Source organism: Streptomyces sp. C1-1 (assembly GCF_050214755.1).
Lineage (GTDB): Bacteria > Actinomycetota > Actinomycetes > Streptomycetales > Streptomycetaceae > Streptomyces.
In genome coordinates this window covers 4,695,590-4,709,515 of the sequence record NZ_CP189826.1, presented here as the reverse complement: position 1 = coordinate 4,709,515, position 13,926 = coordinate 4,695,590, and the positions used below count along the sequence as shown (strand labels likewise).

At 70.2% G+C, this 13,926-nt stretch carries 18 protein-coding genes; 13 read left to right on the top strand and 5 right to left on the bottom strand.

Translation table 11 applies throughout. The features are described from left to right. The first annotated feature begins 75 nt into the window (after positions 1 to 75). Both ACQF4J_RS21560 and ACQF4J_RS21555 read left to right on the top strand, forming a co-directional pair. Positions 76 to 402: a hypothetical protein gene (locus tag ACQF4J_RS21560; protein WP_351573949.1), complete on the top strand. Its 327-nt coding sequence runs from the start codon at positions 76 to 78 to the stop codon at positions 400 to 402. Further along, complete coding sequence (locus ACQF4J_RS21555; protein ID WP_351573952.1) at positions 399 to 1,520, top strand: DUF2786 domain-containing protein; 1,122 nt, start codon at positions 399 to 401, stop codon at positions 1,518 to 1,520. The genes ACQF4J_RS21560 and ACQF4J_RS21555 overlap by 4 nt, the downstream gene beginning before the upstream one ends. Before the next feature lie 9 nt (positions 1,521 to 1,529). On the opposite strand, the gene ACQF4J_RS21550 is transcribed toward ACQF4J_RS21555, so the two are convergent. After that, positions 1,530 to 2,033, bottom strand: a complete 504-nt coding sequence (locus tag ACQF4J_RS21550; protein WP_351573954.1) for a DUF4232 domain-containing protein — start codon at positions 2,031 to 2,033, stop codon at positions 1,530 to 1,532. Positions 2,034 to 2,072: 39 nt separating this feature from the next. Beyond that, positions 2,073 to 2,597 carry a hypothetical protein gene (locus tag ACQF4J_RS21545; RefSeq protein WP_351573957.1) on the bottom strand — a complete coding sequence of 175 codons (525 nt, stop codon included), beginning with the start codon at positions 2,595 to 2,597 and terminating at the stop codon, positions 2,073 to 2,075. A 353-nt stretch (positions 2,598 to 2,950) separates the two neighbouring features. Here ACQF4J_RS21545 and ACQF4J_RS21540 point away from each other — a divergent pair, with 353 nt between their 5' ends. From ACQF4J_RS21540 to ACQF4J_RS21525, 4 genes are all read left to right on the top strand, one after another. Beyond that, positions 2,951 to 3,322, top strand: a complete 372-nt coding sequence (locus ACQF4J_RS21540) for a VOC family protein (protein ID WP_351573960.1) — start codon at positions 2,951 to 2,953, stop codon at positions 3,320 to 3,322. 10 nt (positions 3,323 to 3,332) lie between these two features. Further along, positions 3,333 to 3,686, top strand: a complete 354-nt coding sequence (locus ACQF4J_RS21535; protein ID WP_351573963.1) for an ArsR/SmtB family transcription factor — start codon at positions 3,333 to 3,335, stop codon at positions 3,684 to 3,686. Beyond that, complete coding sequence (locus tag ACQF4J_RS21530) at positions 3,683 to 4,153, top strand: SRPBCC family protein (RefSeq protein WP_351573966.1); 471 nt, start codon at positions 3,683 to 3,685, stop codon at positions 4,151 to 4,153. Before ACQF4J_RS21535 ends, ACQF4J_RS21530 begins: the two co-directional genes overlap by 4 nt. A gap of 172 nt (positions 4,154 to 4,325) precedes the next feature. Further along, the gene (locus ACQF4J_RS21525) at positions 4,326 to 4,541 is read left to right on the top strand and encodes a DUF397 domain-containing protein (RefSeq protein WP_142154697.1); all 216 of its coding nucleotides are present in this window, start codon (positions 4,326 to 4,328) and stop codon (positions 4,539 to 4,541) included. A 77-nt stretch (positions 4,542 to 4,618) separates the two neighbouring features. On the opposite strand, the gene ACQF4J_RS21520 is transcribed toward ACQF4J_RS21525, so the two are convergent. Next, positions 4,619 to 5,110, bottom strand: coding sequence for an ATP-binding protein (locus tag ACQF4J_RS21520; RefSeq protein WP_351573969.1), 492 nt, complete (start codon positions 5,108 to 5,110; stop codon positions 4,619 to 4,621). Between the two features lie 361 nt (positions 5,111 to 5,471). Here ACQF4J_RS21520 and ACQF4J_RS21515 point away from each other — a divergent pair, with 361 nt between their 5' ends. From ACQF4J_RS21515 to ACQF4J_RS21490, 6 genes are all read left to right on the top strand, one after another. Next, positions 5,472 to 6,296: a helix-turn-helix domain-containing protein gene (locus tag ACQF4J_RS21515; protein ID WP_351574185.1), complete on the top strand. Its 825-nt coding sequence runs from the start codon at positions 5,472 to 5,474 to the stop codon at positions 6,294 to 6,296. Between the two features lie 134 nt (positions 6,297 to 6,430). After that, complete coding sequence (locus tag ACQF4J_RS21510; RefSeq protein WP_351573972.1) at positions 6,431 to 7,891, top strand: aldehyde dehydrogenase family protein; 1,461 nt, start codon at positions 6,431 to 6,433, stop codon at positions 7,889 to 7,891. Between the two features lie 117 nt (positions 7,892 to 8,008). Then, entirely contained in the window at positions 8,009 to 8,557 is a 549-nt protein-coding gene (locus tag ACQF4J_RS21505) for a DinB family protein (protein ID WP_351573975.1), read from the top strand. Positions 8,558 to 8,582: 25 nt separating this feature from the next. Next, the gene (locus ACQF4J_RS21500; RefSeq protein ID WP_351573978.1) at positions 8,583 to 9,224 is read left to right on the top strand and encodes a PadR family transcriptional regulator; all 642 of its coding nucleotides are present in this window, start codon (positions 8,583 to 8,585) and stop codon (positions 9,222 to 9,224) included. A gap of 116 nt (positions 9,225 to 9,340) precedes the next feature. Further along, on the top strand, positions 9,341 to 10,303 hold the full coding sequence (locus ACQF4J_RS21495; protein WP_351574188.1) for an ATP-binding cassette domain-containing protein: 963 nt from the start codon (positions 9,341 to 9,343) through the stop codon (positions 10,301 to 10,303). Continuing rightward, positions 10,300 to 11,061 carry an ABC transporter permease gene (locus tag ACQF4J_RS21490; protein ID WP_427166525.1) on the top strand — a complete coding sequence of 254 codons (762 nt, stop codon included), beginning with the start codon at positions 10,300 to 10,302 and terminating at the stop codon, positions 11,059 to 11,061. The genes ACQF4J_RS21495 and ACQF4J_RS21490 overlap by 4 nt, the downstream gene beginning before the upstream one ends. 36 nt (positions 11,062 to 11,097) lie before the next feature. Here ACQF4J_RS21490 and ACQF4J_RS21485 read toward each other — a convergent pair whose 3' ends face one another. Further along, on the bottom strand, positions 11,098 to 12,498 hold the full coding sequence (locus ACQF4J_RS21485) for a glutamate decarboxylase (protein ID WP_351573984.1): 1,401 nt from the start codon (positions 12,496 to 12,498) through the stop codon (positions 11,098 to 11,100). A gap of 167 nt (positions 12,499 to 12,665) precedes the next feature. Here ACQF4J_RS21485 and ACQF4J_RS21480 point away from each other — a divergent pair, with 167 nt between their 5' ends. Beyond that, on the top strand, positions 12,666 to 13,448 hold the full coding sequence (locus ACQF4J_RS21480; RefSeq protein WP_427166523.1) for a MerR family transcriptional regulator: 783 nt from the start codon (positions 12,666 to 12,668) through the stop codon (positions 13,446 to 13,448). A gap of 21 nt (positions 13,449 to 13,469) precedes the next feature. Here ACQF4J_RS21480 and ACQF4J_RS21475 read toward each other — a convergent pair whose 3' ends face one another. Then, positions 13,470 to 13,835, bottom strand: a complete 366-nt coding sequence (locus tag ACQF4J_RS21475; protein WP_351573990.1) for a YbjQ family protein — start codon at positions 13,833 to 13,835, stop codon at positions 13,470 to 13,472. Positions 13,836 to 13,926: the final 91 nt, after the last annotated feature.

Below are 13,926 nucleotides of genomic sequence, written 5' to 3'. Positions count from 1 at the left end.
TTTCGCGGAGTGAGACGGGACGAGTCCGGCGAACGCCGTGTGGCGGGTGTGGAAACGGTGATTGACTCACCTTCCGTGACCACGTCCACCACGCGTTCGGCAACGGGCCCTTCCCCCGCCGCGGCCCCGGTCTCCCTCTCCCTCGCGGACGTTCGCGGGCTCGTCGACGAGACGGTCCGCCTCCTCACCGGGCACGACGCCTTCCCGGACGTCGCCGAACAACTGGCGGTGCTGCTGCGCCGGCGGCTGGCGGAGGGGGCGTACGACGTGGAGAGCGCCGCGGAACTCGGCCAGCTGGTCACCGCCGACGTACGCTCCCTCGGCGGTGACCGGCTCCCGACCCTCACGTACCACCCCGGCGGCCCCCGGTTGTCAGTCCCGCATGTCACGATCGAAGAGTGAGCAGCACCTCCAGCACCGTCGACCGGGCCCTCCGCGCCGCCCTCTACGCAGATTCCGACTCCGCCCTCGACACCGGCGCGTCCCTTCTCGCGGCCGACCCCGCCGGGGACGGGGAACTGGCGCGGCGCGGCCGGGAGTTCGTGGCGTCGGCGTGGCACCGCGGCTGGCAGCCGGCCGACCTGGTCCGCGTCGTGCGGCGCGAGCTGGACGACGTACACGTCCGTCTGGTGTCGGCGCTGATCCGCGAGCAGGTGCCGGACGACCGCCCGCGCGGCCCGCGCTGGACGGCGCAGCTGGACGAACTCACGACGGACGCTCCCGCCCGCACCGACCGGTTCACGCACGCGACCACGGTTCTGGAGCTGTACCGCCTGCTGCTGCGCCTGCCGACGCTCGAACCCCTCGAAGACCGCGAGCACGGCTCCGGAACCGCCCACCGCAGCGGACCCGAGTCCCGCATGCTCGCCCGGATCCGCGCGCTGCTCGCCAAGGCGGAGGCGACCGGGTTCCCCGAGGAGGCGGAGGCGCTGACCGCCAAGGCGCAGGAGCTGACCGCCCGTTACAGCATCGACGAGGCGCTGCTCGCGGCCCGCGCGCCGGCCGCGGACACCCCGGGCGCCTGCCGCATCGGTGTCGAGGCGCCGTACGAGCAGGCCAAGGCGGTCCTGCTGGACGTGGTGGCCAGTGCCAACCACTGCCGGGCCGTGTGGAACGAACCGCTGGGTTTCTCCACGGTCGTCGGCTTCGAGGCCGACCTGGAGGTGGCCGAGCTTCTGTACACCTCGCTGCTCGTGCAGGCCACGCACGCGATGACGAAGGCCGAGGCGGCACAGCGGGCGGGCGGCCGCAAGCGCACCAAGACCTTCCGGCAGTCCTTCCTCGCGGCCTACGCCCACCGGATGGGCATACGCCTCACCGCTGCCGCCGAGACCCAGGTGACCGACGACCTGCTTCCGGTCCTGGCCTCCCGTGAGGTCGCCGTCACGGCGCACACGGACCGGATGTTCCCGCGGACGACCACGACCCGGATGCGCGGGGTGAGTGATGCCGAGGGCTGGACGGAGGGGGCGGAGGCCGCCGACCGGGCGCAGGTGGCGTCCCGGCCGCGGCTGCCGTGAGACGGCGCGTCAGTCACCCGCCTGGGTGAAGGGCGTGACGGAGGCGTTCGGCGCGTCCCCCTGGAGGGCGACGTCGCCGTACGACCACTTGAAGCGGTGACCGGCGGTGGAGCCGGGCAGGGTGAACTTGGCCGTCTTCACCGGCAGGCTCTGCTTCCCGCCCGTGCCGCCGCGGGTGTAGGTGATCGTGAAGGAGGCCGTCGCGTCCTTCGCCAGGGTCAGCTTCTGCGGCTTCGCGGACTTGTCGACGGGGACGGACTTCGAGGCGCCGCCCGCGACGAGGTCGACGGCGGGGAATCCGTTCAGGACGCACTTGGCGTCGCGGTTGGTGACCGTGACGGTGACGTTCCCGGTGTCCCCGGCGGCCGGGGCCGCACTGGCGGCGACGTCCACGCCGAGCGTGCACCCGGCATCGGCCTTGTTCTTGTCGCCGTCGTCACCGCCGTTGCTGTCACAGGCGGTCAGGAGCAGGGCCGCCGCGAGGGCGGCGACGGCGAGCGGGGTGGTGCGCATGTGGTTCCTCTGGTGCTCAGGGGAGTGGTGCCGCCGAACCTACTGCCCCAGACCGGCCGTCGGCAGCCCGGACGGCAGCTTGCCACCTTCCGCCTTGGTGTAGGTCTCCTTGCCCAGGCTCCCCGACCACGTGATGTTCAGCGACTTCTTCGAAGCGGAGTCGACCATCCCGGTCGCTCGCTGCTTGCTGCCGTCCGTGCACGTCAGATGGATCATCTCCATGCCGGCCTCCTTGCCCGCGGTCCCGCTGCACACGGAACCGCCGGTCGAGAAGAGACCGGCCTGCTTGCCCGTGATCACCAGGGCCACGGCCTTGCCGTTCTTCGTGGCCAGCCAGCTGCCCTGCAGTTCGTCGGACGAGCTCGTCGCCGCACCGCTGCCGCCGCCCGTGGCCGAGCTCGTGGCCGAGGAGGCCGACGAACTGGGGCTGGAGGAGGAGTCCTTGGAGCCGCCGCCGCTGCTGCACGCGGTCAGCGCGAGCGCGCCCGTCAGTCCCGCGGCCGCGATCCGCAGCCGTCGGCGCGACAGCGTACGGGCGGGACGCGTGAAGGTCGCCGAAGTCACTGGTAGCTCCCAAGCTGTTAGCGGGCGGTGGCCGGGCGATGGGCCGGGTGGCCGCGGCGCCCGCAGCAAGCTATCAGGGACGTCCGTCCGTCCCATGGGGAGCGGCTGTGAGATTCACGAGACCTCCCACGCGGCCGCCGCGACACCGGCCATGCGGTTCCCCGCGCTCGTCACGCCGCTCACGCCGCGACACCGGCCATGCGGTTCCACTCGCGCGTCACACTCACGCCGCTCGACCGACACGGCAACTCCCACCGAACGACGAACCGACCCGGACTTCCGCTGGTGGAGTGGCATACGTAGGCGATTCCCTACGGTTGACGCGTAGGGAATCGCCTACCTATTGTGCTGCCATGAACATCACGCACGCCTCCTTCGTGACCCTCCCCGTCTCCGACCAGGACCGCGCCCTGCGCTTCTACGTGGACGTCCTCGGCTTCGAGGTCGTCGCCGACCTGGACCTGCCGCAGGGGCGCTGGCTCCAGGTGGCCCCGAAGGGCGCCCAGACCGTCTTCACGCTCGCCGGCCCCGGCATGGGTGGCTTCGAGCCCGGCTCGGCGCGGGGGATCATGTTGGTGACGACCGATGTCGACGCGGACTGCGCGCGGCTCACGGAGGCCGGGATCGCTGTGGACGGGCCCGGCGACCAGCCGTGGGGCCGCATGGCCTCCTTCGCGGACCCCGACGGCAACGGTCTGATGCTGCTGACGGAGGCACACCACTAGGAAGGCCGGGATGACTGCAGCCAGGGCCGTCGAGGCCGACGCGGACCGCGTCTTCGCCGCGCTGGCCAACGCCACCCGCCGCGAGGTGCTGCGGCTCCTCCGCGACGGCGGACCGCAGCCGGTGCAGACACTGGCCGAACACTTCGACATGCGCCGCCCGAGCCTGTCGGAGCACCTCCGGGTGCTGCGCGAGGCCGGGCTGGTCTCCGAGCAGCGCTCGGGGCGCCGGCGCATCTACCGCCTGGAGGCGGCCCCGCTCGCCGACGTGCAGGACTGGCTCCACCCCTACGAGCGCTTCTGGCGCGACCGCCTGAACGACCTCGGCGACCTCCTGGACCGCATGCCCGACGGTGATCCGGCATGACCGGCCCCGATGCCGAACCCGACGACGACCTCACCGTCGTCCGCGTCGACCGCTTCTTCCCGCACCCGCCGGCCAAGGTCTGGCGGGCCCTGACCGACCCCGCTCTGCTCGTGCAGTGGCAGATGCAGGGAAGCGAGGACTTCCGGCTGGAGGTCGGTCACCGCTACCGCCTGACCTCGGTACCCCGGCCCAACGTGAACTTCTCCGGCGTCGTCGACGTGATGGTTGTCGGGTACGACGTCGAGCGGACGCTCTCGCTCCGCTGGGCGGACGCCGATCCGGCCAACCCGGCCGACTGGACCATCACGTGGACACTGGAACAGGAAGGCCGCGGAACGCGTCTCTTCCTTGTGCACGAGGGATTCGACCCCGACGATCCCGCCCAGCTGATGGCCCGCACGATCATGGGCGGGGGCTGGCGGACGCATGTGATGCCGAGTCTGGGGCAAGCGCTGGAACGGATGTAGCACCTCGTACTTCACATCCGTAACCACAGGAACACCCCGCGTGCACGTGCATATGCTCATGCATCTGCACGTGAACAGAGCTATGATCCCAAGCAGTTGACCATTGCATCAATGGCCCCAGGGCCACCGCACCACCGGGGAGCGACCTGTGGACCGCGACGTGTACAACGGCATGGCAGCCACGGAGCTGAACGGGGTGGCCTGGCAGAAGAGCCGGCACAGCAACTCGCAGGGTTCCTGCGTGGAGTTCGCCCGCTTGCCCGGCGGCGACGTGGCCGTGCGCAACTCCCGCTTCCCCGACGGACCCGCGCTCGTCTACACGCGGGCGGAGATCGAGGCGATGCTCCTGGGCATCAAGGACGGCGAGTTCGACCACCTCGTGGGCTGACCCCGACCGTCGGTGACGGTCGGGGCCGGGCGTCGCGACGCGCGTAGAACCGTGGCGTCAGAAAACGCCGCGGGGCCTCACTCGGCCAACTCCGAGTGAGACTCGGGCAGTTGGAACAGCGCCCAGACGACCTTGCCGCCGAGCGTGCCCGCGAGCGGGTGCCAGCCCCAGCCGTCGGCGAAGGAGTCGACCAGGAACAGTCCGCGCCCGGACTCCGCCGAGAAGTCCTCCGTCTCGCGCTCGACCGGGCTGTCCTGGCTCGGGTCGCGTACCGCGCACACCAGCCGCTCGGTCCAGCGCAGCAGGTGCAGCCGTACGCAGGGGGTCGGCTCCGCGGAACGCACCGCACCGGCCGGCAGGGCGTGGCGCAGCGCGTTGGTGACGAGTTCGGAGACCACCAGGCAGACGTCGTCGAAGCGGTCGCCTATCTCCCACTGGTCCAGCGTTCTGCGGGTGAAGCCTCTCGCCTCGCGCACCGCTTCGTAGCGAGGGGGAAGGGCGCAGGAGGCGGCGTTGGACACGGCCGCGGGATCCAGCGGCGGAAGGCCCTGCCGTAACGGCTCGAGCATGGTCGATCCATTCGTCCCCATGCGAGGCACTCCCGGGAATTCGCGGTCCAAGCGTGCACGATGCAGCGGTTGCGCGAGACCATGGTTTCGGATGTGTGGTGCAGATGCAAGGTGCAGATGCACGTGCACGTGACCGAATTGGACGCTCCCGTACCGCTTGTTGGCCATTTTTTCCGCCATCTTCTCTCCCCGTACTTGCCAACTCCCTCCCTCTTCCTGTGCAGAATCTTTGGCTTCTTTGCTTCTCTGTAATCGGACGAGTACTGCTCGGAGTGATTTAGTGGCAGACTGCGGCCCCTGAAGGCGGTTGGGGAGGCTGGCGAACGTGAGCGTGGGAGAGCCCGGATCGGTGGTGCGGCGCATGCTGCTCGGCTCGCAACTGAGGCGACTGCGCGAGGCGCGGGGGATCACGCGCGAGGCCGCGGGTTACTCGATCCGCGCCTCGGAGTCGAAGATCAGCCGGATGGAGCTGGGCCGGGTGAGCTTCAAGACGCGTGACGTGGAAGACCTGTTGACGCTGTACGGCATCACCGACGAGGCGGAGCGCACCCAGCTCGTGTCCCTCGCCCGGGAGGCCAACGTGGCGGGTTGGTGGCACAGCTACTCCGACGTCCTGCCGAGCTGGTTCCCCACCTATGTGGGCCTGGAGGGCGCCGCGTCCCTCATCCGCGCGTACGAGGTGCAGTTCGTGCACGGGCTGCTGCAGACGGAGGCGTATGCGCGTGCGGTCGTCCGGCGCGGCATGAAGGGCGCGAGCGAGGCCGAGGTCGAAAAGCGGGTGGCGGTGCGCCTGGAGCGGCAGAAGTACCTCGTCTCCGAGAACGCGCCCGACGTCCACATCGTGCTCGACGAGGCCGCCCTGCGCCGGCCGTACGGCGACCGCGAGGTGATGCGCGGTCAGCTCCAGCACCTGATCGACGTCTCCGAGCACCCGAACGTGCGGCTGCAGATCATGCCGTTCAGCTTCGGCGGCCACTCCGGCGAGAGCGGCGCGTTCACGATCCTGTCCTTCACGGAGTCGGACCTGACGGACGTCGTCTACCTGGAGCAGCTCACCAGCGCGCTCTACCTGGACAAGGCCGAGGACGTCGCCCAGTACGAGAAGGCCCTCAAGGAGCTCCAGCAGGACAGCCCCGGACCGGACGAGAGCCGCGACCTTCTACGGGGTCTCCTCCAGCTTTCCTGAGGATCTGCCCGGGTTCTCCCCGGGTTCTCCCCAGAACTTCGCTCAGTGTCCCCAACTCACTTGTGCCACAAGTACGATGACACCAGATCAGACCGTGACGTTGATCGTGTGTCTGCTAGTGATTTGGGGATCACATGTCGTCGTACTTCACCGACCTGGCCCAGCAGTACATCGACGGTGAGTGGCGCCCGGGCACGGGCTCCTGGGACATCATCGACTTCAACCCGTACGACGGCGAGAAGCTGGCGTCCATCACCATCGCCACGGTCGACGAGGTGGATGAGGCCTACCGCGCGGCCGCCCGCGCGCAGAAGAAGTGGGCCGCGACCAACCCGTACGCGCGCCGCGCCGTCTTCGAGAAGGCGCTGCGCCTGATCGAGGAGCGCGAGCAGGAGATCACCGAGGTGATCATCGCCGAGCTCGGCGGCACGCATCTGAAGGCCGGCTTCGAGCTCCACCTCGCCAAGGAGTTCCTGCGCGAGTCGATCCAGTGGGCGCTGCGGCCCGAGGGCAGGATCCTTCCCTCACCGGTCGACGGCAAGGAGAACCGCCTCTACCGGGTGCCCGTCGGCGTGGTCGGCGTGATCAGCCCCTTCAACTTCCCCTTCCTGCTGTCGATCAAGTCGGTCGCCCCGGCCCTGGCGCTCGGCAACGCCGTGGTCCTCAAGCCCCACCAGAACACCCCGATCACCGGCGGGTCCCTGGTCGCGAAGATCTTCGAGGACGCGGGTCTCCCCGGCGGTCTCCTCAACGTCGTCATCACGGACATCGCCGAGATCGGCGACGCCTTCATCGAGCACCCGGTCCCGAAGGTCATCTCCTTCACCGGCTCCGACAAGGTCGGCCGCCACGTGGCCACCGTCTGCGCCTCGCACTTCAAGCGCTCGGTCCTCGAACTCGGCGGCAACAGCGCCATCGTGGTCCTCGACGACGCCGACCTCGACTACGCGGTCGACGCGGCGGTCTTCAGCCGCTACGTCCACCAGGGGCAGGTCTGCATGGCCGCCAACCGCGTGCTGGTGGACCGCTCGATCGCCGACGAGTTCACCGAGAAGTTCGTCGCCAAGGTCAGGACGCTCAAGGTCGGCGACCCGAGCGACCCGCAGACCGTCATCGGCCCGGTCATCAACTCCTCGCAGGCGGAAGCCCTCACGGGCACCGTCGAGCAGGCGATCGCCGAGGGCGCGACGGTACTGCTGCGCGGCACGACCAACGAGAACCTGGTCGAGCCGTCCGTCCTGACCGGCGTCCCCGCCGACTCGGCGCTGCTGCGCCAGGAGGTCTTCGGCCCGGTCGCCTTCCTCATCCCGTTCGACGGCGAGGAGGAGGCGGTGCGCATCGTCAACGACACGCCCTACGGCCTGAGCGGCGCCGTGCACACCGGTGACATCGAGCGGGGCGTGAACTTCGCCAAGCAGATCGACACCGGCATGTTCCACGTGAACGACGGCACGGTCCACGACGAGCCGCTGGTCCCGTTCGGCGGCGAGAAGAGCTCCGGCGTCGGCCGTCTGAACGGCGAGACCACGATCGACTCCTTCACCACGCTGAAGTGGATTTCGGTGCAGCATGGAAGGAGCGGGTTCCCCTTCTAGGCCCGGCTCATTTCGTCGCCACGGGCCATCGAGGACAGAATCTGTCCTCGATGGCCCGTAGCTTCGTCGGTGTCGGCAGGGGGACGGACCACCTGCCACCGGCGAAAGGCGGCCCTCATGGTCACTCACGTTCCCGCGGAGGCGAAGGGCGACGAGCGGGGAGCGCTGCTCGCGTTCATCGAGGAGCAGCGCGGCGGCATCCGCAGGGCGCTGCTCGGGCTGACGGAGGAGCAGGCGGCGTCCCGCCCCAGCGCGAGCGAGCTGTCGCTGTCCGGTCTGCTCAAGCACGTCGCCGAGGTCGAGCAGGGCTGGATCGCGCGCGCCAAGCAGGAGCCGCCGGCGATCCAGCGGGACCAGTCCAACTGGCACGAGACCTTCCAGCTGGTGGACGGCGAGAGCGTCGAGTCCCAGCTCGCGTACTGGGAGAAGGTCGCCGCCGAGACCGAGGCCTACGTCCGCTCCGTGCCCAGCCTGGACGACACCTTCCCGCTCCCGAACGACCCGTGGTTCCCGCCGGACGCCCGTGTCTCCGTGCGCTGGGTCTGTCTGCACCTCATCCGCGAGATCGCCCGGCACGCGGGCCACGCCGACATCATCCGCGAGTCGCTGGACGGCAAGACGGCGTTCGAGCTGGTCGCCCTGGAGCGGGGTGAGAGCTGGGGGTGACCTACCGGGGTCCTACGCTGGCCCCATGTCAGCGATCCGTCTTCTCGTGCTCGGCGCGGTCCGCCAGCACGGGCGGGCCCACGGCTACCAGGTGCGCAACGACCTGGAGTACTGGGGCGCGCACGAGTGGTCCAACGCCAAGCCCGGCTCGATCTACCACGCGCTGAAGCAGATGGCGAAGCAGGGGCTTCTGCACGCGCACGAGATCGCGCCCTCCACGGCCGGCGGCCCGCCGCGCACGGAGTACGAGATCACCGACCGGGGCACGGAGGAGTTCCTCAGGCTGCTGCGCGAGGCGCTGACGGCCTACGACCAGAAGATGGACGTGAAGTCGGCGGCCATCGGCTTCATGGTCGACCTGCCGCGTGCCGAAGTGGTGTCCCTGCTGAAGGAGCGCGTCCGGCGCATCGAGGAGTGGCGTACGGCCGTCACCGAGCACTACGTCCCCGAGGACGGCCCCGAACAGCTCGGCCACATCGGCGAGATCATGAACCTCTGGGTCCACACGGCCGACGGCGAGGCCGAGTGGACCCAGGGGCTGATCGGCCGGATCGAGGACGGCGCCTACACCTTCGCCGGGGAGGGCGAGCCGTTCGTCGGCGTCCTCGTGGACGGGCAGGAGAACCCGTACGCGACGGGGGAGCGGCATCCGGAGGACGACCGCTGATCAGGGCGACCGCTGATCAAATCCACCACTGATCAAGTTTGACCAATCGGCATTCCGGCGTTAGCTTCGAATCAGTAGTCAAGTTTGATTAGCGTGATGAGGGTGAGGGAGTGACAGTGGCCGACGCGGCGATCACCGTCGACGAAGCACGCAAGAGGTACGGCGGAAAAGGCGGCGGACCCGCACTGGACGGGCTCGACCTCACGGTCGCCCGGGGCACGGTGCACGCGGTCCTGGGTCCCAACGGCGCGGGCAAGACCACCCTGGTCCGCATCCTGTCCACCCTGCTGCGGCCCGACGCGGGCCGGATCGAGGTGGCCGGCCATGACGTCGTGACCGAGCCCCGCGCGGTGCGCCCGCGCATCGGCCTGCTGGGCCAGCACGCGGCCCTCGACGAGGAGCTGGGCGGCCGGCAGAACCTGGAGATGTTCGGCCGCCTCCACCACCTGGGCGCACACCACGCGCGCGTGCGGGCCGACGAACTGCTGGAGCGGTTCGGCCTGGCCGGCACCGGCCGCAAACCGGTGCGCGCCTACAGCGGCGGCATGCGCCGCCGCCTCGACCTGGCCGCCTCCCTGATCCGCGACCCGGAGGTGCTGTTCCTGGACGAGCCGACCACGGGACTCGACCCGCGCGGCCGCGCCGAGGTGTGGCAGTCGGTCCGCTCCCTGGTCGGCGGCGGTACGACGGTCCTGCTGACCACCCAGTACCTGGAGGAGGCCGACCAGCTCGCCGACCGCATCTCCGTCGTCGACGCCGGCCGGGTGATCGCCGACGGCACGGCGGACGAGCTGAAGGCGCTGACCGGCGGTGACCGCATCGACGTCGTGGTGCGCGACGCCGGTCTGCTCGGTGCCGCGGTCGCCCTGTTGCCCCTGCCCGCGGCCGACGTCTCGGTCGACCCCGACCGCCGCATGCTCAGCGCTCCGGTCGCCGACCGCATGGCGGCGCTCTCCGGTGTCGTACGCGCGCTGGAGGAGGCCGGCGTCGAGGCCGAGGACGTGGCGCTGCGGCGCCCCACGCTGGACGAGGTGTTCCTGCACCTCACCGGCGGCCACCGGGCGAAGGAGGCGGCGTGAGCGCGTACGCCCTGACCGATTCCTGGACCATGACCCGCCGCGAACTCGCCCACTGGGCCCGCAGGCCCGGTCGGCTGGCCGTGGGGCTGGTCTTCCCGGTGATGCTGCTGCTGATGTTCGCCTACCTGATCGGCGGCGGCCGCGGGGTGAGCGGCCACTACCGCGACTACCTGGTCCCCGGCATGCTCGCGCTCACCATGGCCTTCGGCCTGGAGGGCACGATGCTCGCCGTCACCCAGGACCTCGAGAAGGGCGTGATCGACCGCTTCCGCTCGCTGCCCATGGCCAACGGCGCGGTCCTGGTGGGCCGTTCGGCGGCCGACATGCTCCAGTCGGCGCTGGGGCTGGCGATCCTGATCGGCGTCGGACTCGCCCTCGGCTGGCGGCCCCACGCGTCCGCGGCCGGGTTCCTGGGCGCGATGGGCCTGTTGCTGCTGCTCCGCTTCGCCATGCTGTGGATCGGCATCCACCTGGCGATGATCGCCGGGAGGCCGGAGATGGTGCAGGCCGTGCAGATCCTGGTCTGGCCGGTCGGCTTCCTGTCCAACGCCCTCGCCGCCCCCGACTCCATGCCCGGCTGGCTGGGCACGGTCGTCGAGTTCAACCCCATGTCCCAGACCGCGACGGCCATACGCGACCTACTGGGCGGCCCCGGCGGCGAGCCGGGACACGTGTGGGCGGCGGTCGTATGGCCGTTGGCACTCCTGGCGGTGTTCTTCCCGGCGGCTGTACGCCGCTTCACGCGCATGGACCGCTGAGAGGGCGCCCGGAACGCAGAGAGGGCGCTCGGACCGCTAGTGGTGGAAGCCGGTGGCCGCCTCCTTGTCGCGGGTGAACGGGTGCGGCTGCCTGCGCAGTTCCGGCAGCAGGCGGGTGAGGTCCTCCACGAACAGGTCGGCCAGGTCCGCCGAGAAGCCGTTGCGGCACACGATCCGCAGCACCGACAGATCCTCGCGGTGGGGCGGGAAGGTGTACGCGGGCACCAGCCAGCCGCTCTCGCGCAGCCGCCGGGAGACGTCGAAGACGTCGTACGCCTCCACTCCGGGCGCCGTCGTGAAGGCGAGGACCGGCAGCTCGTCGCCCCGGGTCAGCAGCCGGAAGTCGCCGAGCGCCGCCACCCGCTCGGCGATGGACCGGGCCACGTCGCGCGTCGTCTGCTGCACGGCGCGGTAGCCCTCCCGCCCGAGGCGCAGGAACGTGTAGTACTGGGCGACCACCTGGGCGCCGGGCCGGGAGAAGTTCAGGGCGAAGGTCGGCATGTCGCCGCCCAGGTAGTTGACCCGGAAGACGAGCTCCTCGGGCAGCGCCTCCTTGTCGCGCCACAGAGCCCAGCCGACGCCCGGGTAGACCAGCCCGTACTTGTGCCCCGAGGTGTTGATGGACGCCACGCGCGGGAGGCGGAAGTCCCACACCAGGTCCTCGTCGAGGAAGGGGGCGATCATGCCGCCGGACGCGGCGTCGACGTGCACCGGAATGTCCAGGCCCGTGCGCTCCTGCAGGGCGTCCAGGGCCGCGCAGAGGTCGGCGACGGGCTCGTAGGAGCCGTCGAAGGTGGAACCGAGGATGCCGACGACGCCGATGGTGTTCTCGTCGCACAGCTCGGCCGCGGCCTGCGGGTCGAGGTGGAACCGGTCGCCCTCCATGGGGACCTGGCGGGCCTCCACCTCCCAGAAGTTGCAGAACTTCTCCCAGCAGACCTGGACGTTGACGCCCATGACCAGGTTGGGCCGGGCGCCCGGCGCCGGATTCCGCCGGCTCCAGCGGCGCTTGAGCGCCATGCCGGCGAGCATGCACGCCTCGCTCGAACCGGTCGTCGAACAGCCCACGGCGGCCGACGGGTCCGGCGCGTTCCACAGGTCGGCCAGCATCGCCACGCAGCGCCGCTCCAGTTCGGCCGTGCGCGGGTACTCGTCCTTGTCGATCATGTTCTTGTCCCGGCACTCCGCCATCAGGACGCCGGCCTGCGGCTCCATCCAGGTGGTGACGAAAGTGGCCAGGTTCAGCCGGGAGTTGCCGTCCAGCATCAGCTCGTCGTGCACCAGCTGGTAGGCGGCCGTCGGGGCCATGGGCGCCTCCGGCAGCCGGTGCCGGGGCGGGGCCTCGGCCATTCCGCCGACCGGATTCGCCTCCCCGAAGAAGGGGTTGACGGACAGCGCGCGCTCGTCGGGCTGGTCGGAACCTTTGTGGAGCGGCATGGGCGTGTCTCCTCGCGTCAGTCGATCAACGAGTGCCGTCGGAACGGAGTTCCCACACCCACCCTGATCGGGCAGTCGCACCCGAACATCCCCGGGAGAATCGGGCTTGCACCTCACGCGACGTGAGGAGCCACCGTGGAGCGCGTACCCAGAAGGGAGCGGACGAAGTGAGCCACTGGTCAGGACGGGACGGCTATCCGGTCGGCGAGGTCGCGGGCTTCGCCGGTGTCACGGTGCGCACGCTGCACCACTACGACGCCATCGGGCTGCTCGTCCCGAGCGGGCGCAGCCACGCGGGCCACCGGCGCTACAGCGAGGCCGACCTCGACCGGCTGCAGCAGATCCTGTTCTACCGGGAGCTCGGCTTCCCGCTCGACGAGGTCGCGGCCCTGCTCGACGACCCGGACACGGACCCGCGCGCGCACCTGCGCCGCCAGCACGAGCTGCTGACCGCCCGGATCGAGAAGCTGCAGAAGATGGCCGAGGCCGTGGAGCACGCCATGGAGGCACGCAAGATGGGCATCAACCTCACCCCCGAGGAACGCTTCGAGGTCTTCGGCGACAAGGACCCCGACCAGTACGCGGAGGAGGCCGAGGCACGCTGGGGCGGCACCGAGGCGTACGCGGAGTCGCAGCGCCGGGCCGCGTCCTACGGCAAGGAGGACTGGAAACGCCTGCAGGCCGAGGTCGACGACTGGAGCGAGCGGTACGCGGCCCTGGTCGCCGCCGGCGCCCCCGCCGCCGGCGAGGCGGCGATGGACCTGGCCGAGGAGCACCGGCAGCACGTCAGCCGCTGGTTCTTCGACGTCTCGTACGACATGCACCGGTGCTTCGCGGAGATGTACGTCTCCGACGAGCGTTTCAAGGCGTACTACGACGCCATGCACCCCGGCCTCGCCGAGCACCTCAGGGACGCGATCACGGCGAACGCCGCCCGCCACGAGGCGTGAGAGTCGTCGTGGCCCGGGGGATCACTCCCGGGCCAGGACGACGGCCGTCCCGTACGCGCACACCTCCGTCCCCACGCCCGCCGCCTCGGTGACGTCGAAGCGGAACATCAGCACCGCGTTCGCACCACGCGCGCGTGCCTGCTCCACCAGCCGTTCCATGGCCTGGTTCCGGGTCTCCACGAGCGTCTTGGTCAGCCCCCGCAGCTCCCCGCCGACCATCGACTTCAGTCCCGCCCCGATCTGGCTGCCCACGTGCCGGGACCGGACCGTCAGCCCGAAGACCTCGCCGAGCACCTCCATGACCCGGTGGCCGGGTACGTCGTTCGTCGTGACTACCAGTACGTCCGGGCGGGGCTCCTGCCCGCCGCCGTATTCATCGATTCCCATGACCTCACAGCTTTCTCCCACTCGGCGCACAGTGCATCCTGGAGACACCGGTGGAACCTGGGGCGGACACATAACGTTGATAGCTTTGAGC